This window comes from Nostoc sp. ChiQUE02, from assembly GCF_034531305.2.
Classification (GTDB): domain Bacteria; phylum Cyanobacteriota; class Cyanobacteriia; order Cyanobacteriales; family Nostocaceae; genus Nostoc.
Genome location: NZ_JAVRBN020000063.1, coordinates 1 through 20,918, shown reverse-complemented (window position 1 = coordinate 20,918; position 20,918 = coordinate 1). Strand labels below are relative to the sequence as shown.

Sequence of the window (20,918 nt, the reverse complement as noted above, 5' to 3'; positions counted from 1 at the left end):
AGGAGAGGTTAATTTATAAATTCATTGCCCTAATTAGCACACCAATAAAACTAACTAAGCCAATTATGAGTAAAGCCACTCCGATAATTTCCGCACTGTGAGAGGTTTCGTAGGTATAGCGATTATTTTGGATTTGTTTAAGTAACCGATGGTGTTCTCTTAACCCTAAAACCATTGCCAACATTCCTGTACCAATGAAAGACAACCCCACAATCACCGAAAATTTGACTGGGTTAAGATGATGACTAAGACGAGTATTTTCAATCGCACTCACAATGGTGGGAATACCAAAACCAAAACCAATCAACGAAAGACAGGTGCGTATCCACGCCATTAATGTGCGGTCTGCTGCCGCCCGACTGCGGTATTTAGCTAGTTCTGTCCGATCTCCTGCTAAGTCATTGGTAGACAACTGTTCAGGTGTTTCTGAGTTTATGGGTAGCTGACTCATTAGAACCGCACAGGTAAAGCATCAAATCCCTTAAAAACTAAGGTACTACGACGGGGAAGGGGGGGTCTTGAATATCTCATGCGTGCTGTATTGGTTCAGCCTGTTGGCGAACCAAAAGAATCAACAGTCAGCTTTTTGATTGTTACCTTACATCATGGCGTTGCAGATGGGGTCGTTAGCTTCATCGACTTTTACATTTCACACCCTAAAACCAAGTATGTCTTTTTGGGATTTAGCACGCGATGTGAAACAAGAAATCGCTACGAATATCCAGCGCAACGATCTATTTAGCATGATGCTAGCATCTGGACTAGCAGTGGCAACGAGGGGGATACTCCTAAATCAAGTAATGGCTAGCGTTGGAGTCACTAAGCTTGGTTTAGTCAATATTTCTCATCAGTATGGAGTATTTGAACTCGAAGAAATTAATGCTGTAGCTTCAGCATCGGCGTTTCCAGGTGTTTTTGTGGTTGAGGCATTAAGGTTTCAGAAAAAGATGTTTTTGAATTTTCTATTTTCTGAGCCTTCACTCAGTCAGGAAACGATCGTCGCACTCGCAGACGATGCTACTGCCTACCTAGCTGATGCTTGTTCGGATTAAAGTTTTTGCCAGTGTGCCCCCTTCGGGGAATTAAAAATTAAAAATTAATATCCCCATAAATAACTGTGCGTTCGCTGATTTTGAGGCAGTAAAAGGAATTAACGCCTTGATCGCTGTACGTTCGCTTATTTTGAGATGACAAGAGGAATTAATCCCTTAATAGGAAAGGAACAAATACTGTTATCGCAAATCCTGTCCAAGGTCATCTCTTTTGGGCTAGCGAGTCACCAATGACCATGAAAATTGCAAATCCCTCAAAGCGTGTGCTAGAGAGGGATTTTTGGGTATTGGGTGTTAGGGATTGGGTTGCTAGTTTAAATTATTTGCTTTCTCAACTGCTTCCTTTAACTCTTCAAAGGTAATACTACCGTCTTCGTCTGAATCATAATTTACTAGCAATTCCTGGGGACTACTGGTATTTGTTTCTGATGAAATGATTGCACTTAAGCCAGGACTTAAAAAAAGATCATTAATGGATACTTTGCCGTCTTGATCGCTATCTAAGGTATTAAAAAGAGATTGAAGCTCTTGCTCGGTTGTCATAAGTTTCTATCTGAATTAGTTTTTCAACTTAATATCTCATTAATCTGTGATTAATCTCTCAAAATTAAATAAACTTGTATCTTTAGACGTAGAAACGGCTATTGCTGGGGCTTAGATCGGGTGTACGCTGTGGGTTACAGGGTTTACGCGAAGACTCAGCCTCTAGGATTTTGAGAGGAGCTTGTAAACAGGCTGGGATAATTGGCGTGAGTAGCCACAGCTTCAGGCGTACCGCGCTCACCCAGATGAGTAACGCAGGCATACCGTTGAGTCAATACCGTTCGGTTAAGGAATTTTTTGGTTGAGGCAGGCTCTTGAGGCAGCGGTAGAAAAGAAGCATGGGGAGAGAAGAATTACTGAACAATAATCCTCTTGCCTCCTCTGCATCCCCTGCTCCCCTGCCCCCCTGCCCCCCTGCCTCAAGAGCTTATCCGAACCGTATTGACCGTTGAGTAATAAAAGCTTTAAGGGAACTCCAAAAAATAAATTATCCAATTTCAATCTTTCAAAACAACTTTCCCTCCCCCTGCCCCCTGCTCCACGGCAGTTGCTCTACTTGGGGAAACCCCATCGCGCAGCGTCTCGTAGAGAAGACCGCACTACCTCCCCAAGATGAAGTCAAAAGTAAAAAGGCAAAAGGCAAAAGAGAACTGATGAAGTCTTGAAATTTAATTCTTTTCTTTTTACTTTTTACTTTTACCTTTTGACTTACTAGCCCCTGCCTTCAAAGCGATGGGATATTTTTTTAATTGGAAGTCCCTAATTGTAGCGATAACTTCGTTAAGCTTCGCTAACGCAGATCGGAACGTAGATTATTGATAGACCAATTCCTTTGCCCGTCAATCTGACAACTGGTATCCAATGCCCAGTCCATCTTAGCCCCACGTTTCCCTGTATCGCGGTTAATGCGAATCAGAAAAGTGGTCATTTCATTTGTCTTTGAATATGCTCCCGTCCTATAGGGCTGATTTTTCTTTTGTTTTGCGATTACTGAATCGGTGTTCTAGCAGGACAACCAGAGCATCCGGGAAAAACTCGTGCCCAGATTCACTTTACTAGAAGTTGTTAGAAAGTGCACTGCTAGGGGAATACTTGAAACCAGATGCTGTCACGCTTCTCAAAGAATAACTTTGTTGCCTAATACTATTTGGAAAGCATCGTAATGAAAGCCTTAGCGCTCTGATTAACACAGCTACACAACCAAAATTTGCCTGCGTAGTTTTATGCAAATATTCCTTAAAAAAATTAGTTTAACTCTTTTTCTTCCCGTTTCCTTGGCTCTGCTAACTTTAATGTGGCAGCAAATTATTACTGCCAAATCTTTAGAGAAAGCTACACACAATAAAATTCAAAAGCTGGGAGAACTGCCAAAAAACGATTCTATTCCAGATACTACTCAAAAAGTCCAAATTCTCACGCTCTACCAACCTCTTCAGCATCTGCAATGGGAAGGGGAACGAGTTAGCAATACTGGAATTGCCTACTTTTCCCTAGATGGTTTCTCAAACGAGTCTATCTCTGAATCTGATTTAGATGTAGCACGCACTAGTGGAGATGCACATAAAATAGCTAAAACTTTAGCAGCATTAGGATTATCTCACCATCTGCAAGGCGAGTATGACAAAGCAATTAATTACTATAAACAAGGATTAGAAATTAGTAAACAAAATGCTTATTCAGAATTAGAAGTAATTCTTTTAGGAAATTTGGGGCTTGCTCATGTCCAACAAGGAAATTATTATGCTGAGGCGATAGATTATTTAAATGATTATTGGACATTAATTCACGATCGCAAACAAAATAGCAACACAGCACAAACCCAAGAAGCCCAAGCATTAGGAAATTTAGGCAATGCTTATTATGGAGCAGACTTGTATGTAAAAGCGATCACATTTCACCAAAAACGTCTGGCTTTATCTCGAAAAATTAAAGATAAAGCAGGGGAAGCCAAAGCACTGAGCGACTTGGGGATTCTCTATCAAGCTGTGGGAGATGCAAAAAAAGCGATTGACTATCAACAGCAAGCGTTAACCCTAGCCCAGCAAATTAAGGAGCAATCCCTAGAATCATTTGCTTTGGGTAACTTGGGCATTATTTACCAAAATCAAGGCGACTATCCAAAAGCTAGCGATTATCACCAGCAACGTTTAGCGATCGCTCGTCAACTTAAAGACTTGCGTTCCGAAGCTGAAGCCCTAGCAAATTTAGGAGGAGTAGCTTATTTTCAAGGAGACTATAACAAAGCGATCGCCCTTTACGAGCAAGGTTGGAAAATTTCTTGGGAGAAGCTACACGATGCCGATATTCTGTATCGCATTCGTGGTAATCAAGGACTCGTCTACTTTCAGATGGGCAACCTTGACAAAGCCCTAGAGTCCTACGGGAAATATTTTCAGTATGCTTCCTCGCGCAATAACCATCAAGAACAAGGCATTGCGAAAATTAATGCCGCAGCAGTTCGCCTCCAATCAGGAAACCTAGCAGGGGCAGCCAAAACCCTCCAAGAAGCAATTGAAATTTGGGAATCCTTGCGAGCTAGGCTAGGCAGTAATGATGGCTTTAAAATCTCCATCTTTGAAACCCAGAATGCACCTTATAGCAATCTGCAATCCGTATTAGTTGCCCAAAACCAACCTGAAACCGCCTTAGAAGTATCTGAGCGAGGGCGGGGGCGTGCCCTTGCCGAATTACTCTCTCGTCGCCTTTTAGCTGTTCCTACCCAAAAAGAAGCGCCGACTCCAAATCTTGCTTCACCCACGATTGCAGAGATTAAAAAAGTTGCTCAAAATCATCATGCAACTTTGGTAGAGTATTCCATCGTGCCGGGAAATTTTCTAGTTGAGGGAAAGCTAGAAACTCACGAATCTGAACTTTTAATCTGGGTTGTCCAACCCACAGGCAATATTACTCTCCGTCGAGTCGATCTAAAACCTCTTTGGCAGTGTCAAAATCCCCAATTTTGTTATCCAAAAGGGGTAACAGATTTAGTTTCTAAAACTCGTGAGTTGCTCAATATGAGAAATCCTACTTTGGAAAGAAGTAGTAACACATCTTCCGTAAGTGATAAAAACCCCTTACATCAACTCCATCAATTATTGATTCAACCTATTAACGATCTGCTTCCTCAAGACGCAAATGCCCGTGTAATATTGATCCCTCAGCGATCGCTTTTTCTCGTTCCTTTTGCCACGCTTCAAGATACCACAGGTAAATTCTTAATTGAACAGCATACCATTTCAATTTCACCTTCCATTCAAGTTTTAGATATCACATATAAACTACGAAAAAAGTCAGGCGCAAGTAAGAATTCTGACTCAAATTTGATTGTCGGCAATCCAACTATGCCGAAAATTGTCACTCAAGTAGGCGAACCAGCCGAAGAATTGCCACCCCTCCCTGGTGCTGAACAAGAAGCCAAAGCGATCGCTCAAATTTTCCAGACAAAAGCCCTGATTGGTGCGAATGCTAACAAATCTAGGGTGATTCAACAAATGAGCAATTCAAACCTAGTTCATTTAGCTACCCACGGCTTATTGAGCGACTTTCGCGGCTTAGGAGTACCAGGTGCGATCGCTCTAGCTCCCGATCCTACAGTCCAAAGGCAAAGCTCCACAGAAGAAAATGGTATCCTGACTGCCAGTGAGATTCTTGACCTCAAATTAAACGCTGAACTAGTTGTTCTCAGTGCTTGCAACACCGGGCGAGGTAAAATTACTGGAGATGGAGTAGTAGGGTTATCTCGTGCCTTAGTTGCTGCGCGAGTTCCTAGTGTAGTAGTCTCATTATGGGCAGTACCCGATGAACCAACTGCTTTATTAATGACCGAGTTTTATCGCAACATTCAACACCAGACTGATAAAGCAGCAGCATTGCGTCAAGCCATGTTGACTACAATGAAACATTATCCTTACTCATTAGATTGGGCAGCTTTTATATTGATTGGTCAACCATAATTATTTTTCTCGAAAGTTAATTGAGTATGTTTTCATTTTCCCTGTTAACGTATTGGCTTAAATAGTACGCGATTTGGGGGATAACTGTTGACTATTGACTTTCAAGGTAGCGGTACTAGCTGTCTGAGGAACTGGCTTGATTGAGAAGGTCAATAGCATCTTGGTCGAGCTTTATATTGGCAGCTTTGATGATATCGTTGAGTTGCTCAACCTTTGTTGCGCTAACAATGGGAGCGGTAATGGTAGGATTAGCAATGAGCCACGCTAGAGAAACTTGAGTAGGAGTAGAATTATAGGTCTTTGCCACCCGATCAATTGCCTCTAGAATTCGCAAACCACGAGGGTTTAAATATCTTTTTACAGAACTACCACGAAGACTAATAGACAAATCTTTTTCTGAGCGGTATTTCCCAGAGAGAAAGCCACTGCACAGAGAGGAATAGCTAATCACACCAATTTCTTGTTCTTGGCAGATTTGTTGTAAACCCTGCTCATAACCATCTCGGTCATACAAGTTATAACGGGGCTGAAGGCTTTCGTAGCGAGGATAGCCATATTGACGGCTAATTTCTAATGCCTGTAATAGACGCTCTGCACTATAATTTGAAGCACCAATCGCACGTACTTTTCCCTGACGAATCAATTCTGCGTAGGTTTCAAGAGTTTCTTCAAGTGGAGTGTTTTCATCGTCGATATGTGATTGATATAGATCAATATAATCGGTTTGTAACCTTTGCAATGAGTCTTCAACAGCTTGTTGAATGTGTTTACGAGAAAGCCCTTTGCCTTTAACACCCATATCGTTGCCAACCTTAGTTGCAATCACCACTTGGTGACGATGACCACGCTGCTTGAGCCATTTTCCTAAAATTGTCTCAGACTCTCCGCCTTGATTTCCTGTAACCCACTTGGAATACACATCAGCTGTATCAATAAAATTACCTCCAGCCGCTATAAAACGATCTAAAATCTCAAATGAACTATTCTCATCAATTGTCCAGCCAAACACGTTGCCACCAAAAGATAGTGGTGATACTTCTAGTTCTGAACGTCCAAGTTTACGTATTTGTGTAATAACCATAAGTTTTCTCTCAAGACAGTTTTAGAATTTCTTGTGCCAACTATAGAGGTTTCCTCTAAGAAACTTTTATAGGGCGATGCCAAAGGCGGGCTACGCCTATGCTAGCCATAGTTTAGACCAAGGCGCACCTGTGCAATCGGTACGGCAGATTTTGAGGCATACATATTTACATAACACCTTACCTTATACCCACGCCAAGCAAGCGCTTGTCTCTAGTGCTAGGGAAAAGGGGGCGATGGGCTACGCCTCGCTAAGAGAGCGATGCCTGCGGCGGGCTACGCCTACGCATTTTCACCTCAGTCAACAAATAATAACAATCAAAATCTGTATATGTACTAATATGCAAAGGGAGCTATTTCTCCTTTATTAAGCAGAATTATTGCCAAATTTCACCATGATGAATAACTGGTTTGATACAGCTCGATTGGGGATGTTTATTCATTGGGGACATAGTTCTCAACAAGGATGTGAGTTATCTTGGCCGTTAGTTGGGGGTGTATTCAGCCTTCCTTTTTGCAAAGATATTCCAGTTGAAAAATATCACTACACAGCTAATACTTTCAATCCACAGCAATATAATCCCCAAGAATGGGCAGATTTAGCAAAAAGTCTAGGAATGAAATATGCCATATTAACAACCAAGCATCATAATGGTTTTGCCCTATTTCATACCCAAGAATCAGGCTTTTCAATTGCATCTGCACCTTACAAAAAAGATATTGTACGTGAATATGTCGAAGCGATGCGCTCTGTGGGATTGCGTATTGGTCTTTATTTTTCGCTTAGTGACTGGCATCATCCAGACTATCCAGCTTTTACAGAAGCAGATAAACCTTATCGCTTTGACCAGCTACCTCAACCTACAGCGCAACAGTGGGAGCGATATATCCAATTTATGTTCAATCAGATACGAGAATTATTGACCAACTATGGTCAAATTGACATCATTTGGTTTGACGGAAGTTGGGAACGCACTCCAGAGCAATGGCAGGCTCAAGAATTAGCAAAAATGATTCGTGATTTACAACCGAATATTCTCATTAACGATCGCCTACCAAATTGTGGAGACTTTGAAACTCCTGAGCAGTTTATTCCTCCTCATCCACCGGATCATCCTTGGGAAACCTGTCTGACTATTAACGAGAGTTGGGGATATAACCCAGACGATCGCAATTTCAAATCCTCTCGTCAATTGATTCATACCCTTTGCGAAGTAGCAGGCAAAGGAGGGAACCTCTTACTCAATGTTAGTCCAATGGGTAATGGACAAATCCCTCCTGAGCAGTTAAAGCGTCTCAAAGATATAGCAGATTGGATGGAGAGCCACTCTGAAAGTATACTTGATACAACCCCAGGATTAGAACCGTGGCAATTTTATGGTTCCTCAACTCGTAAGGGCAATCGCATTTATCTACACCTATTAATGAAACCTTACGAAACAATATCAGTTAGGGGTATACTAATCAAACAAGTAAAATCGGTGTTTGTTCTTGCTGACGGCACAGCACTAAACTACACAAGTCGCTGTGCAATTATTGATTCTATCCTCAATTCTAATCCGTTAGGAGAATTAACAATTGATGTACCGGAATCAGTAATTAATCCATACGTTACAGTGATTTGTATTGATATTGATTCTTGAGTAATTAATGTAAATTCAGTATTCTTAGAGGAAACCCCAAGGGTAGGCGCAGCCAAAAAGCCGTCCCCATCATGCCTATAAGAGCCGATGCAGTGGTAAGTTAATTAAAGATATGGCCAAGATTGGTTTTGAACTACTTGTGTATCCTCTTGAGCAAACGCAAGGGCATCTCCAGGGCGAAGCAAGCAAATCGATACAGGAGAAGCGATCGCTCCATCTTTGCGGGTTCCAGAGCGCACAGTTGCTATCTGGCAAACATGCTCTGGGGTTGGATCGACTGCCATAATATGTGCTTGCGATCCATCAAGACAAGGGCCAAGACCGCGCTGCCAAAACCAAGGCGCACCGCCATCAGAGTACGGTACAATTTGTTTGGCATTCCAAATTTCCGCTACATCAATTAAATCATCCGCATCGCACATCATCTGTTGGCGGACTTGCCAGCTTTTCTCTGGCACAAAAGGAAGATAGCGAGCGACTGATGAAAAGAGATACTGAATCGGATACAGTCCGAAACCTCGATATCCACCAAATAAAGTATCAAGGGAACCATAACGCTCTAAGGCTACGGCTGCGAGTTTTTTGACATCTCCTAGACAGTCAGTCCCTGAATCTGCTGTGAGCGCAACACGGCGATCGCAGTACTCAATTAGGTAGGTGTTGCCCTCATTGCGAATCTCTGGGTGGAGGGCTTGAGCAACCGTTGGCTGTTCCCCATAGAAGGGCAGGGCAATCACTCGCATTCCACCAATTTGAGTTTCGTCAAACCAGCGTAGTGTGTGAATATTCTCAAACCCAAGCTGACGCAGCCGCAACGCCATATCAATTGCCAGTACAGATTCTCGCTTAACTTCGGGAACAAAGATTGGTGTGTTAGCAACAACTCGTAACAAGGTTCCTAAATCAAAATGATCGGGGTGAGAATGGGTGATAAATACTGCATCGGGTTGTCCCATTTCCTCTAAGCTGAGGGGTTGGTAATTTGGCGGATAAACTTCAGACTTAGGCAACAGAAATGGATCGAAGAGAATGCTAAAGTTGCCATCACTGAGCCGGAGGGTGGAGTGACCGACAAAAGTGGCATGGCCCAGTTGCGGTTTGACGGATAGTTCGTTAACTTCAACCAGTGCGCCATAATCACCCAATGCGTTCCATAACTCGCGAGCAATGGTTGTAGTTGGAGCATTACTTCCTTCTTGCCATTCCCCTAGATATAAAGCTAGGTCAGATAGGAGATTGGGAGATAATTTTTGCATGACGATAGTTTCGCCTTCGCCAATATTGCGTTCTAGCTCAAGCGCAACGGGTTTAACGGCTTTGGGATCGGGATATAGCCAATCTTCTAAAAGGATATTAGGACGCTGATACAAATCTGCCAGACCACCCGGAACCATTGTCTGTGCCAGTAATTCACGCGCATAAGCCACCACATTTGCAAGACCATATCGATTGCGGTGTGCTGTGATGCTAGCGCAGTAGCGACGGATGGTGGTGTCACATTGTCCAGTCACAGCACTACCAAACTTGGTTTCGTCCTGATAGATGAGTTGAAATTTAATGCTGCTGCTTAATCTTTGACGTATCATAAGCAAGTTATTAATTAAAAGTTAAAAATCTACAATTTAACGTTACCCCTGGCCTAAAGCACTTAAGGTGATGTTTTAAAAGTGGTTGGCTGTAATTTGAGGCATTTGTTGATCCCCCCTAACCCCCCTTAAAAAGGGGGGAACCGGAATCAAAGTCCCCCTTTTTAAGGGGGTCTAAAGCACGGAATAAGTTGCTGTACGCCTATTTCTCTTTTCTTAGAACTTACGCAAGACATCTCTAAAACTCTTATTCTCCTCCGTGTCCTCTGCATCTTCTGTAGTTCGATTTTCGTAAGTCCTGTTTCTTTTTCAGCCAGCCACGTTCATAATCGGCGTTTCATTTCTACGCGACGACCACCCATGTTCGGTACGGGCAAAGGGTAAGGCAAGTTCTGCCATATAATGCTGCCCTTTAGAGTCAACTAGCCAAGGTTGATTGACTAACTCTTCTACAATTAGCCATCGCGTGTGTTTTTGTAAGTCTTTTTTGAAAAAGGACTCCAGGGCTAAAGGGCTGTCCCGATGTAAAAGGAGTGAAGGCTTATCTTCTATTTGCAGATTGAGCAGCATCGGCCAGTCATACTCAGCAGCTAATTGCTGCCATTTGGCAAAGCGCTCTATTCCAGTCAATTGGACGAGTTCTGCTAAGACTTGCCCACTCAAAACTGTCCGCCGAGGACGGACGATCGCTTCTTTTGGTAGCTGAACACGAGGAGTGAAATGAGGTGCAGTCAGTTCAATCTGCATCGGCACTGTAGCAGCGCGAAAGATTGCCATCGGGTTATCTTGAAAAGTAGTCCAAAGTAACTGCTCAGAGATGGGGTCACGGGCATTAACCGCAGCCAAGGAAAACCAAAACACTGCAACAGGGTTGTGCGAAGCCGATCGCAGTTTTAAAAAGGGCAACTGTGTTTTTGGATCTAGAAAGATTTTTGCATCGACTAGAGATAAACTATCTTTATTCGCGCCCCACAACTCAATGGGAAGAATGTTGAAATTGGGACGAGCTAGCACATTTGGGTTTGGCTCAAAGGGACTTTGTAATTCTGCGACCTGAATTTGATGTTGGCTTGCTAAACAGTCAAGTCTCTGTTGAAACCAAGAATGTAGTAAATTATTTCCATTGAGTAAGTCTTTAAATCGGGCAAATATTTGCACAGGATCGTCACTAATCCCATGAACTACCAGTTGGAAAGACTCGAATAAACCCGCGAACAAGCAACCGAAAGGGGCTGTGGACAGAGCCGACTTTGGCGAATTACTACTGGTTTCGAGAACGACTACCTCTTTATTTTGCGACAGCGATCGCTCCCACACCTGCAACCGAGTGATGACTTCAGGATGGCGATGAGCTGTTCTCATTTCGGAAACCAGGGTGGATTTGAGACCGCCAAGTGCAATACCCGCCGCAAATTCCTGTTTCAGCCGCTCGCGAAACGCCATCCGCATTGCCGAAGCTGGACTCGCACCCTGAATCCAGCAGCGCTCGTAATCCGCGAGTGTTTGCAGCAAAATGTTTTGCTGCGCCTCATCAATGCTAATCCGAAACGGTAGCCCCAAATCACAGTGCAGCACTAGATCGGATAGCTCAACGTGTGAAACACCAAGGGCTTGGGCGAGTTCTTGAATATAGGTTTTTGCTTGTTGTAGATAATCCGCAAGTGCATCCAGAGACATGAAATCAAGCTTTGCCGCCAGAGTATCGCAAAGGGAATGCAGTTCTTGGATCGCGTTGTTCCAAAGACCGCGATCCGGCTCAATCAGCTTGTCTGCCACAACTGCTAATGCTTCCCAACAATTTTCAAATCGCTGGGGTAAGTCAAGTCCGCCTAAAAGCACACCTCCATCAATGAAGAGATGTAGAATATCTTGTATTCCGGCTGCCTGGTTCCAGCGAGGTGAGGCTGACACTGTTTTGGTTAGTTCGTCTAATGTTCCTAGCTCCAATTTAGTCAGTTCTTCCAAGAGGATGTCTACAATTTCCTGAGACTCGATTTCACGCTGCTCAACTAACCCCTCTGGAGTGCGTCCCCAAAAGCGCCAGGAACCATCTGCTTGTCGCTTCAAGGTAGGATTCAATCGCCAAGTTGCATTTTGACGATAAATTGAACGTTGAGCTAGCGATCGCAATATTGTTTGAAAAGGACGGAGGTCAGGTGTAAATGAATACTGAGCTTCTGCCTGATTATGCTGCGCTGTCTTAGTAAACTCGACTAAACTTACACCAGCCCATAAACCATAAGGTGTCGTTCGTCCCGCAGCCCGTGCTAGGTAACGATACAGCGCTGTCTCCAGATGGCGAATTTTTTTAGTCCGTTTTCCCTGCCTTTGTAAAGCTACACGCTGCACCTCCGTGACGAGAGAGGGATTAGATAACAGCAGGGCTTTCATAAACCATGAATCTGCTGCGGTCATCTGCCAAAGCTGCTGGCGATTGTCTTCATGCACCTGCTGATATGCAGTTGAATATTCTTTCCAGATATCAGCATCCTTTGTACGGCTGGCTGCTAACGCTAGGCTTGCGAGTTCTTGATTGCCAAAACCTTGAATACTCTCAATTGGCCAAGCAGCAGCCCGCAAGATGCCAACGGGGCTAAGCTCAAATTGTTTACTGGGATGATTCATCAATCGTTGATATCCCGTGGTGAGCGGGTAAATCTCGCTGTAGCCACGCGGCGATGATTGGTGAGCAGTGGCTCGATCGCCCTAGTGTAATGTTGCTCCAACTTCAGTACTGCGGTAAAATCTCGCATCACAGCTGAGTATCCCTCAAGACTCAATCCTGCTTCCTTTAACCATTGCTCTGTATCGTGGTTATCGAGCAAATCAAACTGCTCTCGAAAGGAGTCAGACATTGTTTGAATTTCCGCATCCGAAATCTTCAGCCCCAAGCGCTCTGCTTCTTGAACTGCCAAATAAGCCAGTAGGACTTTTTTACTCATCACTTCTTCGTTCTCACCTAAGCGGGTGAGAATCTGAATATCATCGCTACTTTCGGGGAAATTTGATGCTTTCTCCAACTCACCATCAGCTAATTCAGACTCAACGAGAGAAGTTTCTCCAGTCCCAAAATGACGGAGATAGTAAGTAAGTGGGTCTGATGGGAAATCTTCGGGTGTTTTGGGCCACTTAGGCGACTCGAAACGACCATTGCGTACACAAATGACCTTTTCATAACTACGAGCCTCACCCGCCAGCCAAAAAATTAGCCCTGGCATTTTACCCGTCATCACATCGTCAAGAGCTTGTCCGGCGATGTGGGTAAAGAAGTTTGCTTCTGGATGCTCACCCGCTAACACGGAAAAATCCTGTAAGCGAAAATCAATGGCATAATTTAGCCGTTCTCCATCTCCAGCATGAACCACTAACTGCCAAACAACCTGCTCGGCAGGGAAACTAGCCCAGCTGCTATCAGCTTGTTTGACCTTTTGTTTAAACCACGAAATAAAAGATCCTGCCAGCAATGTATCCAGTTTTTCTTGCAAATTACGCCGTTCTTCAGGTGTGGACAATCCTGTAAGAGTGCTGATATCGATTGGTTCCCAACGCAACTCAGGAGATGGCTTTGCCCGAACAAAATCGCATGACTGTTCATGTCGCTGCGGGGACTGCCCAGATCGCAGCTCGATCGCATCACCGGGACGCACCGTTATCGCTCGCTCTGGGGAACCAAGCCGACGTTGCAACAAGCGAACTGTTTCTTCTGAACTTAAGGGAAACGCATAGCGGTTAAACCAGGCGTGCCGACCACTAAAGCACAGACCAGAAGCGTAAGGGAAAACCAAAGCAGGGTTGCAAGCACAGGCCGCTTCCAACCAACTAACTACCCCTTGTCTATCAAAGGTTGCTCCCATACCGCGCAGATAGCCCATACTGGAACGCACTACTGGCTGATACTTGGTTGAAATTAGATCGATGGCACCGTATTCTTGCGTGATTCGTTCGCCAATTTTCGCCGTCACTTCTGCATCTGCCATGTGCCAGAATGTCCCCGTTGCATCTCGAACTAATAGCCCAAACTCCGGTTCTTCGTGGTCTGAAGGAGTGGGGAGCAAGTAAGTTTGTCCAAGAGCGATCGCTTGCCAAGGTTGACAGATAATTATTTTTGAGAACCCAATCTTTTGCAGCTGTTCGACTAGTGCAGGTTCATCCGCAGTAATTACGGGCAGTTCGCGCGGTAGTTTCTGAAGCGTTTCTAGATGAAAGTGATCGAAGTGTCCATGAGTTACCACCAAAGCTGTTAAGTTTGGCAATTTGTCTAACTCAAATACCCGACCCGGATAGTACGTAAGCGTGCCTCCGACGAGTGTATCCGAAAAGCATGGATCGAGCAAGATGCGTTGATCCGTAGTTTCGATGTATAAAGCAGCATGACCACAGATAGTGACACGCATGAGAATTGTTTCCGTAGCTGTACTGTCAAAAAATCCTAGCCGATTTAAACAGCAAAAGATGGAAATGTTTAAAGAAGTTAAGAAGTAAATATCAATTGCTAAGATTGGTAGCAAATAATTCCTAAATTCGATTAAGCTTGCATACTGTAATCTAGAGCATTACTGAGATTAGATAGTTATCATTAACATTTCTGGTCATACGTGTGGAAAAGACAATACACAATGTTGTAGTTTTTGGCGGAGGAAGTGCTGGATTTCTCTCTGCCTTAGCATTAAAGGTGAAAATGCCAGCTTTGAACGTGGTCGTAGTCCATTCCACAACCATCCCCATAATTGGAGTGGGTGAAGCGACTACCGCTTGGATACCTTGGTTTCTGCATCAGTACTTAGAATTAAATCGAGAGCAATTTTATGAAGAAACCCAACCTATTTGGAAACTAGGAATTAAGTTTATTTGGGGAGATTCTAGCCAGTCTCACTTCAACTATCCTTTTGTGACTCATCTGGCAGATAAACTCAGTGTTTTGAGCAAAAGCACTGCTTACTATTGCCTTGATTCAACGACAGAATCCAGCCTTTACTCACTGTTGATGGAGCAGTACAAGTCGCCTTGCTTCCGTAGAGAAAATGGGGATTTCGTAGTTGATGAACGCTTTGGATACCATATTGAAAATGTTAGTTTCGTTTCTTATTTAGAAAGAAGAGCAACAGAAATTGGTATCAAGATTATTGATAAACCTGTTGTAAATATTGAAGTCGCCGAAAATGGCTATATTCGCCAACTAAAGTTTGATGATGGCACAATGCAGGCTGGCGATCTATTCGTCGATTGTTCTGGTTTTCGCTCGGCGTTGCTAGGAGATATTCTGCAAGAACCCTTTTGCAGTTTTGCCAGTAGCTTGTTTTGCGATTCTGCTGTCACAGGCACATGGATGCGAGATGATGCAATCAACCCCTTCACAACTGCCCAAACTATGCAGAGTGGCTGGTGTTGGCAAATTGATTTGCCGGATAAAGTCAACCGTGGCTATGTATATTCATCCGCTTTTATCAATGATGATGATGCTCTACAAGAGATGAAACGTCACAATCCTCTGATGAGTGATGAGCATAGTCTTATTAGGTTTAAGTCAGGACGACATCAACGATTCTGGGTAAATAATGTCGTCGCTGTGGGCAACGCTTCCGGTTTCGTAGAACCTCTAGAATCGACAGGATTACACATGATTGGTGAAACCATCAAATTTGTGTGCGATGTGTTGATTGATTCCGACCAGCAACCCACCCCAGCATTAATTAATCTTGCGAATCGAGCGATCGCCCAAAAGTGGGATGATATTCGTGATTTTTTATCGATTCACTTTAAATTCAATCGCCGAGTAGAATCAGAATTCTGGCAACACTGCTGGCATCAAACTGATATTGGTGATGCAGAAGCAATAGTAGACTTTTTTCAACACAATGGCCCATCAAGCATTGGTCAAATTCTGCTCCGCCCCAATAGTGTTTTTGGATACAACGGTTATCTGAATCTGCTCATGGGTCAACGAGTGGCTACGAAGTATCAATGCCACAATGACACTTTAGATTTAGATCGTTGGCGACAAATCCAAAACTATTTCACCAAGCAGTGTACTAACGCCTTATCAATCCATGAGGCGATTCAGGTTGTTAAAGAAAGAAAATGTCAATGGCTGACTTCATAAATACCATTCCCCAAGTGCCTCGCCTTAACCCCAATGCCCATTTAATCCTCAGTGAGACGGGTGAAGTTTGTAGCTGGGTGGGCAATGAAGCATTCGTCCTCGAAGGCATTGGTGCTAACACCATCCGCGAACTGCTGGCGCTGATCGATGGAGTGCGATCGCTTGAGGCAATTTATGCTGAACTTGCAAATTCTTACGATCGCAACTATTTACATGAGATCGTCTTGGCTTTAAGTAAGTTGCATATCGTAGAGGAAGTAGTAACTGCAACTGCACCCCCAAATTATGATTGGGAATTGCCAATAGTCCCTGAACAAGTACGCCAAAAGGCGATCGCTATTTTAGGCAATCACCAGTTACTCGATACTCTCAATCAAACCTTTGCTACCGCAGGTTTTCAAAATCACCGCGCTTTGTCATTCACAGATTTTGCTTCCTGTCAAACGCCGGAATTTCTCGCCATTCAGCAAGAACGGATACTTCTCAATGGCTCTTTGAAAGTGTCTGAAAATAGTCTAGACGCTGTGAGTGTTTCTGGGCTATGTGAACTCTTTCAAGAATTCGACTTTGTAATCTGTGCTTTGGAAGGTGTACCGTATCAAGCACTATTTGATGTCAACAAGTCAGCCCTAGCCAGTGGCACACCGTGTTTATTTGTCACTGCTTCCCCAGAAACAGCACTCATCGGCCCAACAGTCATTCGGGGAACCGCTTGTTTTGGTTGTCGAGTCATTACCTTAGAAGCTATTCCATCGGTTTTACAGGATATTTTGCCGCAACTGTCAACCCCCATCCTTGCCCAGGCAGATAGTCCACTTTTGCCTTCCATAGCGCAGGCTTGTATTAAAGAAGCGATTTCCATCTTAGGTTTGAACTTAACGCCAACTCGCGCAACCAGCGTTGTGAAAATTAGTCGGCAAGGCGATGCCTACGGCGGGCTATGCCTACGCACCGTCAAGCGGCTACTTCCTAGTGGTGAATGTCAGGAGTGTACATCGCAATTAGATGAACCGTTGGGAGTGCTACAACGAACTGCGATCGCTGCGGCTGCCCAAGAAATCGGTCGGATCTGGCCGAACTCACCCAATGCTACAATCCGTGCAGCAGCCGATCCTTACCAAACGGTGGGCATTTTGGGTGGTGGTACAGCTGGTTATCTCACGGCTTTAGCCTTTCGCGCTCTCAGACCAGATATCAAGGTGACTTTGCTGGAATCGAGTGCTATCCCGGTGATTGGTGTGGGCGAGGCAACTACTCCTGAACTCGTTAAGTTTCTCCATAGTCCCCGCTTTTTAGGGCTAGACATCGTTGATTTTTATCAGCGCGTGCTTCCTACATGGAAGCTGGGAATTAAGTTCCAGTGGGGACTACCCGGTGATTATGAATTTACGTTTCCGTTTCAGCGCGGACGCTTGCTAGAATCGCTTCTCTATGATTCAACGCTGAATAATCAGTCATTAGGGGCAATGCTGATGAGTGGCGATCGCGCTCCCATTTTTGATCGGGGCGATGGTACTCCGTTGTCTCTACTTCACCAGATTCGCTGGGCGTATCACCTCGATAATCGGCGGTTTGTTCGTTATCTACAAGAGGAAGCGATCGCTGCCGGGATACAACATATTGATGTGCAAATTTCTGATGCCCAGATGTCTGCCGATGGTGAAACCATTAGCCATCTAATCGCTGAGGATGGGCGTAAACTAACTTACGATTTATATATTGATTGTTCCGGCTTTCGCTCGATGTTGCTAGAGCAAAAACTTGGCTCAAAATTCGTGAGTTACCAAGATACCCTCAGCACCGATCGAGCGATCGCTGCTACCGTCCCTCATAATGGCACCATTAAACCTTACACTCTCGCCGAAACCATGAACAATGGTTGGTGCTGGAATATTCCTTTTGAGGATGCCGATCATCGGGGATATGTGTTTTCTTCAGCATTTTGTAGTGCCGATCAAGCCCTAGAGGAAATGCGTGCCAAAAATCCGGGGATGGGCGATCCTTGGCTTGTGAAGTTTCGTTCCGGGCGGCATGAGCATTTTTGGAAAGGCAACGTTGTGGCGATCGGCAATTCTTATGGGTTTGTCGAACCGTTAGAATCGACAGCCATCCACATGATCGTTCTCGAATTGGAACTCCTACTTACCAACTTTCCAGCATCAAAGCAAGATGAGGGAGTGAAATCTGTACTCAACCGCAAAATTAGCGATCGTTGGGATGCCCTGCGTTGGTTTCTCGGAATTCACTACAAGTTCAATCGCCGTCTATCTACTCCCTTCTGGCAAGCAGCCAATAAAGACACAGATATCTCTGGCGCAGCAGAGCGATTAGCATTGTTTAGTGAGCGGGCCCCCTTATCTTATCGAAATTCGATGTTTTATACACTGCATCCGCCAGAGTTTTTCTCTGACGATCACTGCTATGACACATTATTAGCTGGGCAACAGGTATCCGCCCGCTTTGTGGAACCCGTCGAAGATTTAGCCACTTGGCAACGCCAACTCACAATTCTCAAAGGGCTAGCTAGCACTGCCATGCCCCAACATCAAGCCCTCTCCTGCCTGCGCGAAAAACGGCAAGATTTGCTTTACGACTTCGCAAAGCGCCGAGATAGTTGGTTACACACCTGGCTTCCTGCCTAAATAAGTGGGCAGAAAAATTTAAAAATATAAAAGTTAACTAGACGGATTTTAGACAGGATTACTGCAATTATTAGACTTCTTGCATTTGTCGGGGTGAGGGGGAAAAGGGTAAAGAAACTCAAAATCCTTTCCCCTTACCCTTTACCCTAAAAGTTAAAAGTGCAAAGATATATTTTTGCAAGATGTCTATTGCAATGATGTGAAAACTACCCGCGAATACCATTCACATAACCAGCCGTCAAATCATGCTGTGGTGAGGTAAAAATCTGTTCGACTGTACCATACTCGATTAATCTTCCCACTTCTGCTTGTACCCAAAACAGGGCAGCGTAATCGCCAATGCGTCTAGCTTGAGCGAGGTTGTGGGTGACAATTACCACTGTGTAACGTTCTCGCAAACTGGCAATTAAATCCTCAACTACCCCACTAGAAATCGGATCGAGGGCACTACAGGGTTCATCAAATAATAAAACTTCTGGTTGCAGAACTAAAGCACGAGCAATACACAAACGCTGCTTTTGTCCGCCAGACAGAGATAAGGCAGAGGTATGAAGTCGATCCTTGACTTCGTTCCACAATCCGACATCTTGAAGCGTGGTTTCAATCAGCCAATCAAGTTTTTCGCGGTTTTTGATCCCGTGTTCTTGTAGCCCAAATGCCAGATTCTTCCAGATTGAGAAGGGGAAAGGATTGGGTTTTTGAAAGATTGTACCCACACGCCGACGTAGGGCGATGCCTTCGGCGAGCGGAGCTAACGCATCTATCCGATGATTGAGAATTTCTAAACCATCTAAACGAATGCTTCCTACAACTTTGGTATGAGGTATTAAATCAGTCAAGCGATTGAGACAACTCAAAAAACTGGTTTTGCCACAGCCAGAAGGCCCCACCAGTGCAGTAATCTTACCTGCTGCAATCGGCATGGTTACGTCTGTAAAAGCAGCTTTTTTGCCATAATATAAACTCAGTTGCTCGGTTTGCATTGAAGGCAGAGATAACCGAGAATTTTGTGTAAGTTGCAATTTGTTCATGAAGATGTAATCCTCCTACCTAACCAAAATTGGGCTGTCCACGTTGCGGTACCATTTACCAGCAACAATAAAATCAACAACACCAAGGCAGAGGCGTAGGCGTTAGCATCCCCGCCAGCTACATTCATTGATAAATCGAAAATGTGAATCGATAGCGATCGCCCCGAATCGAGTAATGACTCTGGCATTCGATCTACATAACCACTGGTAAAAATCAGTGCGGCGGTCTCAGCGATCGCTCTACCAATTCCCAGCACTAAACCTACAACTAACCCAGGTGTCGCTGCTGGTAATAGCAGTTTCCATAATGTGGTGGTGCGTGATAATCCCAAAGCGGCTGCCCCTAATCGATACTCAGCCGGAACAGCCCGAAATCCTGCTTCTGTGGAACGAATCAGGATTGGCAACACCATACAAGCCAAAGTCAACCCACCGGACAAAATCGAAAAGCCCAATCCCAACTTAATCGAGAAAAAGGCGTTGCCAAACAAGCCAAAAACAATAGATGGTACTCCTGCCAACACATCCAAACTGCGACGCACTAAACGCCCAAAGATACTTTCAGTGGCTGTAAACTCGGCTAAAAATACGGCAGTACCAACACCAAGGGGGAGAGAAACCGCCATACAAACCCCCAATATCAGACAAGTAGAAATCAGAATTGGGGCAATTCCTCCCTCGCGTCCCGCATTTCGAGGTTCAGTTGTCAAAAATTCCCAGGAAATGTGCCCTACACCGTGCCACACGATATCGCCTAAAATCCAGCAGAAAACGGCACTAACAAATAAAGCGATCGCCCAAAGGACAAGGGTAGGTAGTGGAAGCGATTTTTTAGCCATAAATGTTTTTCCTGCTTATAACTTCGGCAACGCCTACTAAAGCGGCGATCGCCACCATCAGCAACAAGCCACTGACAAACAATGCTGAACGGTGATTTCCTGTGGCATAAGCCATTTCTAAAGCAATATTGGCAGTGAGGGTGCGAACGGGGTCAAATAAGCTTGTGGGTATTTGGACAACATTGCCACAAACCATCAAGACTGCCATCGTTTCGCCAATGGCCCGTCCCGTTCCTAAAATCAAACCAGAAAATATACCAGATTTAGCAGCCGTTAAAACAACGCTTCTGATTGTTGCCCAGCGAGAAATTCCCAAAGCAGCTGCACCCTGTAAATACTCAGTCGGGACTTCAGAAAAACTGGCTTGTGCTGTTAGGGCGTGTCATCAATTGAGCCAGATGACAGAAGCAGCCAGATAAATTGCACCTAGAAAGTTGGTTGCCCGTTTA

General features: G+C 44.4%; 15 protein-coding genes and 1 pseudogene. 6 read left to right on the top strand and 10 right to left on the bottom strand.

The annotated features are described in order from the left end of the window. Window positions 1-13 precede the first annotated feature (13 nt). Window positions 14-451, bottom strand: a complete 438-nt coding sequence (locus tag RM347_RS32265) for a YidH family protein (protein WP_322715918.1) — start codon at window positions 449-451, stop codon at window positions 14-16. 217 nt (window positions 452-668) lie between these two features. Here RM347_RS32265 and RM347_RS32260 point away from each other — a divergent pair, with 217 nt between their 5' ends. Beyond that, entirely contained in the window at window positions 669-1,052 is a 384-nt protein-coding gene (locus RM347_RS32260; protein WP_322715919.1) for a hypothetical protein, read from the top strand. 309 nt (window positions 1,053-1,361) lie between these two features. Here RM347_RS32260 and RM347_RS32255 read toward each other — a convergent pair whose 3' ends face one another. Together RM347_RS32255 and RM347_RS32250 are read right to left on the bottom strand one after the other, a co-directional pair. Beyond that, window positions 1,362-1,595 (bottom strand): EF-hand domain-containing protein, encoded by a 234-nt coding sequence (locus RM347_RS32255; protein ID WP_322715920.1) that lies wholly within the window; start codon window positions 1,593-1,595, stop codon window positions 1,362-1,364. 790 nt (window positions 1,596-2,385) lie between these two features. Next, window positions 2,386-2,523, bottom strand: coding sequence for a hypothetical protein (locus RM347_RS32250; RefSeq protein WP_322715921.1), 138 nt, complete (start codon window positions 2,521-2,523; stop codon window positions 2,386-2,388). Between the two features lie 295 nt (window positions 2,524-2,818). Between RM347_RS32250 and RM347_RS32245 the strand changes: the two genes are divergently transcribed. Further along, complete coding sequence (locus RM347_RS32245) at window positions 2,819-5,548, top strand: CHAT domain-containing tetratricopeptide repeat protein (protein WP_428850653.1); 2,730 nt, start codon at window positions 2,819-2,821, stop codon at window positions 5,546-5,548. 115 nt (window positions 5,549-5,663) lie between these two features. On the opposite strand, the gene RM347_RS32240 is transcribed toward RM347_RS32245, so the two are convergent. Continuing rightward, window positions 5,664-6,629 (bottom strand): aldo/keto reductase, encoded by a 966-nt coding sequence (locus RM347_RS32240; protein WP_322715923.1) that lies wholly within the window; start codon window positions 6,627-6,629, stop codon window positions 5,664-5,666. Window positions 6,630-6,705: 76 nt separating this feature from the next. Here RM347_RS32240 and RM347_RS32235 point away from each other — a divergent pair, with 76 nt between their 5' ends. Together RM347_RS32235 and RM347_RS32230 are read left to right on the top strand one after the other, a co-directional pair. Further along, window positions 6,706-6,999 (top strand): hypothetical protein, encoded by a 294-nt coding sequence (locus RM347_RS32235; RefSeq protein ID WP_322715924.1) that lies wholly within the window; start codon window positions 6,706-6,708, stop codon window positions 6,997-6,999. 24 nt (window positions 7,000-7,023) lie between these two features. Continuing rightward, entirely contained in the window at window positions 7,024-8,271 is a 1,248-nt protein-coding gene (locus RM347_RS32230; protein WP_322715925.1) for an alpha-L-fucosidase, read from the top strand. 104 nt (window positions 8,272-8,375) lie between these two features. Here RM347_RS32230 and RM347_RS32225 read toward each other — a convergent pair whose 3' ends face one another. The 3 genes from RM347_RS32225 to RM347_RS32215 form a co-directional block, all read right to left on the bottom strand. After that, window positions 8,376-9,857: an MBL fold metallo-hydrolase gene (locus tag RM347_RS32225; protein ID WP_322715926.1), complete on the bottom strand. Its 1,482-nt coding sequence runs from the start codon at window positions 9,855-9,857 to the stop codon at window positions 8,376-8,378. A gap of 309 nt (window positions 9,858-10,166) precedes the next feature. Beyond that, complete coding sequence (locus tag RM347_RS32220) at window positions 10,167-12,482, bottom strand: lantibiotic dehydratase (protein ID WP_322715927.1); 2,316 nt, start codon at window positions 12,480-12,482, stop codon at window positions 10,167-10,169. After that, window positions 12,482-14,251: an MBL fold metallo-hydrolase gene (locus RM347_RS32215; RefSeq protein ID WP_322715928.1), complete on the bottom strand. Its 1,770-nt coding sequence runs from the start codon at window positions 14,249-14,251 to the stop codon at window positions 12,482-12,484. Before RM347_RS32215 ends, RM347_RS32220 begins: the two co-directional genes overlap by 1 nt. Window positions 14,252-14,454: 203 nt before the next feature. On the opposite strand from RM347_RS32215, the gene RM347_RS32210 reads away from it, so the two are divergent. Further along, window positions 14,455-15,957 carry a tryptophan 7-halogenase gene (locus tag RM347_RS32210; RefSeq protein WP_322715929.1) on the top strand — a complete coding sequence of 501 codons (1,503 nt, stop codon included), beginning with the start codon at window positions 14,455-14,457 and terminating at the stop codon, window positions 15,955-15,957. Further along, the gene (locus tag RM347_RS32205; protein ID WP_322715930.1) at window positions 15,942-18,599 is read left to right on the top strand and encodes a tryptophan halogenase family protein; all 2,658 of its coding nucleotides are present in this window, start codon (window positions 15,942-15,944) and stop codon (window positions 18,597-18,599) included. Before RM347_RS32210 ends, RM347_RS32205 begins: the two co-directional genes overlap by 16 nt. A 206-nt stretch (window positions 18,600-18,805) precedes the next feature. Here the strand turns inward: RM347_RS32205 and RM347_RS32200 are convergent, their stop codons facing one another. The 3 genes and pseudogenes from RM347_RS32200 to RM347_RS32190 all read right to left on the bottom strand — a co-directional run. Then, on the bottom strand, window positions 18,806-19,630 hold the full coding sequence (locus RM347_RS32200; protein WP_322715931.1) for a phosphate ABC transporter ATP-binding protein: 825 nt from the start codon (window positions 19,628-19,630) through the stop codon (window positions 18,806-18,808). Further along, the gene (gene pstA, locus RM347_RS32195) at window positions 19,627-20,469 is read right to left on the bottom strand and encodes a phosphate ABC transporter permease PstA (protein ID WP_322715932.1); all 843 of its coding nucleotides are present in this window, start codon (window positions 20,467-20,469) and stop codon (window positions 19,627-19,629) included. The genes RM347_RS32200 and pstA overlap by 4 nt, the downstream gene beginning before the upstream one ends. Beyond that, window positions 20,462-20,824, bottom strand: a pseudogene (locus tag RM347_RS32190) (PstC family ABC transporter permease); the annotation flags it as partial. The gene pstA and the pseudogene RM347_RS32190, both read right to left, overlap by 8 nt. Between the last annotated feature and the right edge of the window lie 94 nt (window positions 20,825-20,918).

What these genes read in the sequence shown, in the direction of transcription:
- RM347_RS32265 (WP_322715918.1), bottom strand. Translation starts at nt 451, where the DNA reads ATGAGTCAGCTACCCATAAACTCAGAAACACCTGAACAGTTGTCTACC.
- RM347_RS32260 (WP_322715919.1), top strand. Translation starts at nt 669, where the DNA reads ATGTCTTTTTGGGATTTAGCACGCGATGTGAAACAAGAAATCGCTACG.
- RM347_RS32255 (WP_322715920.1), bottom strand. Translation starts at nt 1,595, where the DNA reads ATGACAACCGAGCAAGAGCTTCAATCTCTTTTTAATACCTTAGATAGC.
- RM347_RS32250 (WP_322715921.1), bottom strand. Translation starts at nt 2,523, where the DNA reads ATGACCACTTTTCTGATTCGCATTAACCGCGATACAGGGAAACGTGGG.
- RM347_RS32245 (WP_428850653.1), top strand. Translation starts at nt 2,819, where the DNA reads ATGCAAATATTCCTTAAAAAAATTAGTTTAACTCTTTTTCTTCCCGTT.
- RM347_RS32240 (WP_322715923.1), bottom strand. Translation starts at nt 6,629, where the DNA reads ATGGTTATTACACAAATACGTAAACTTGGACGTTCAGAACTAGAAGTA.
- RM347_RS32235 (WP_322715924.1), top strand. Translation starts at nt 6,706, where the DNA reads ATGCCAAAGGCGGGCTACGCCTATGCTAGCCATAGTTTAGACCAAGGC.
- RM347_RS32230 (WP_322715925.1), top strand. Translation starts at nt 7,024, where the DNA reads ATGATGAATAACTGGTTTGATACAGCTCGATTGGGGATGTTTATTCAT.
- RM347_RS32225 (WP_322715926.1), bottom strand. Translation starts at nt 9,857, where the DNA reads ATGATACGTCAAAGATTAAGCAGCAGCATTAAATTTCAACTCATCTAT.
- RM347_RS32220 (WP_322715927.1), bottom strand. Translation starts at nt 12,482, where the DNA reads ATGAATCATCCCAGTAAACAATTTGAGCTTAGCCCCGTTGGCATCTTG.
- RM347_RS32215 (WP_322715928.1), bottom strand. Translation starts at nt 14,251, where the DNA reads ATGCGTGTCACTATCTGTGGTCATGCTGCTTTATACATCGAAACTACG.
- RM347_RS32205 (WP_322715930.1), top strand. Translation starts at nt 15,942, where the DNA reads ATGGCTGACTTCATAAATACCATTCCCCAAGTGCCTCGCCTTAACCCC.
- RM347_RS32200 (WP_322715931.1), bottom strand. Translation starts at nt 19,630, where the DNA reads ATGAACAAATTGCAACTTACACAAAATTCTCGGTTATCTCTGCCTTCA.
- pstA (WP_322715932.1), bottom strand. Translation starts at nt 20,469, where the DNA reads ATGGCTAAAAAATCGCTTCCACTACCTACCCTTGTCCTTTGGGCGATC.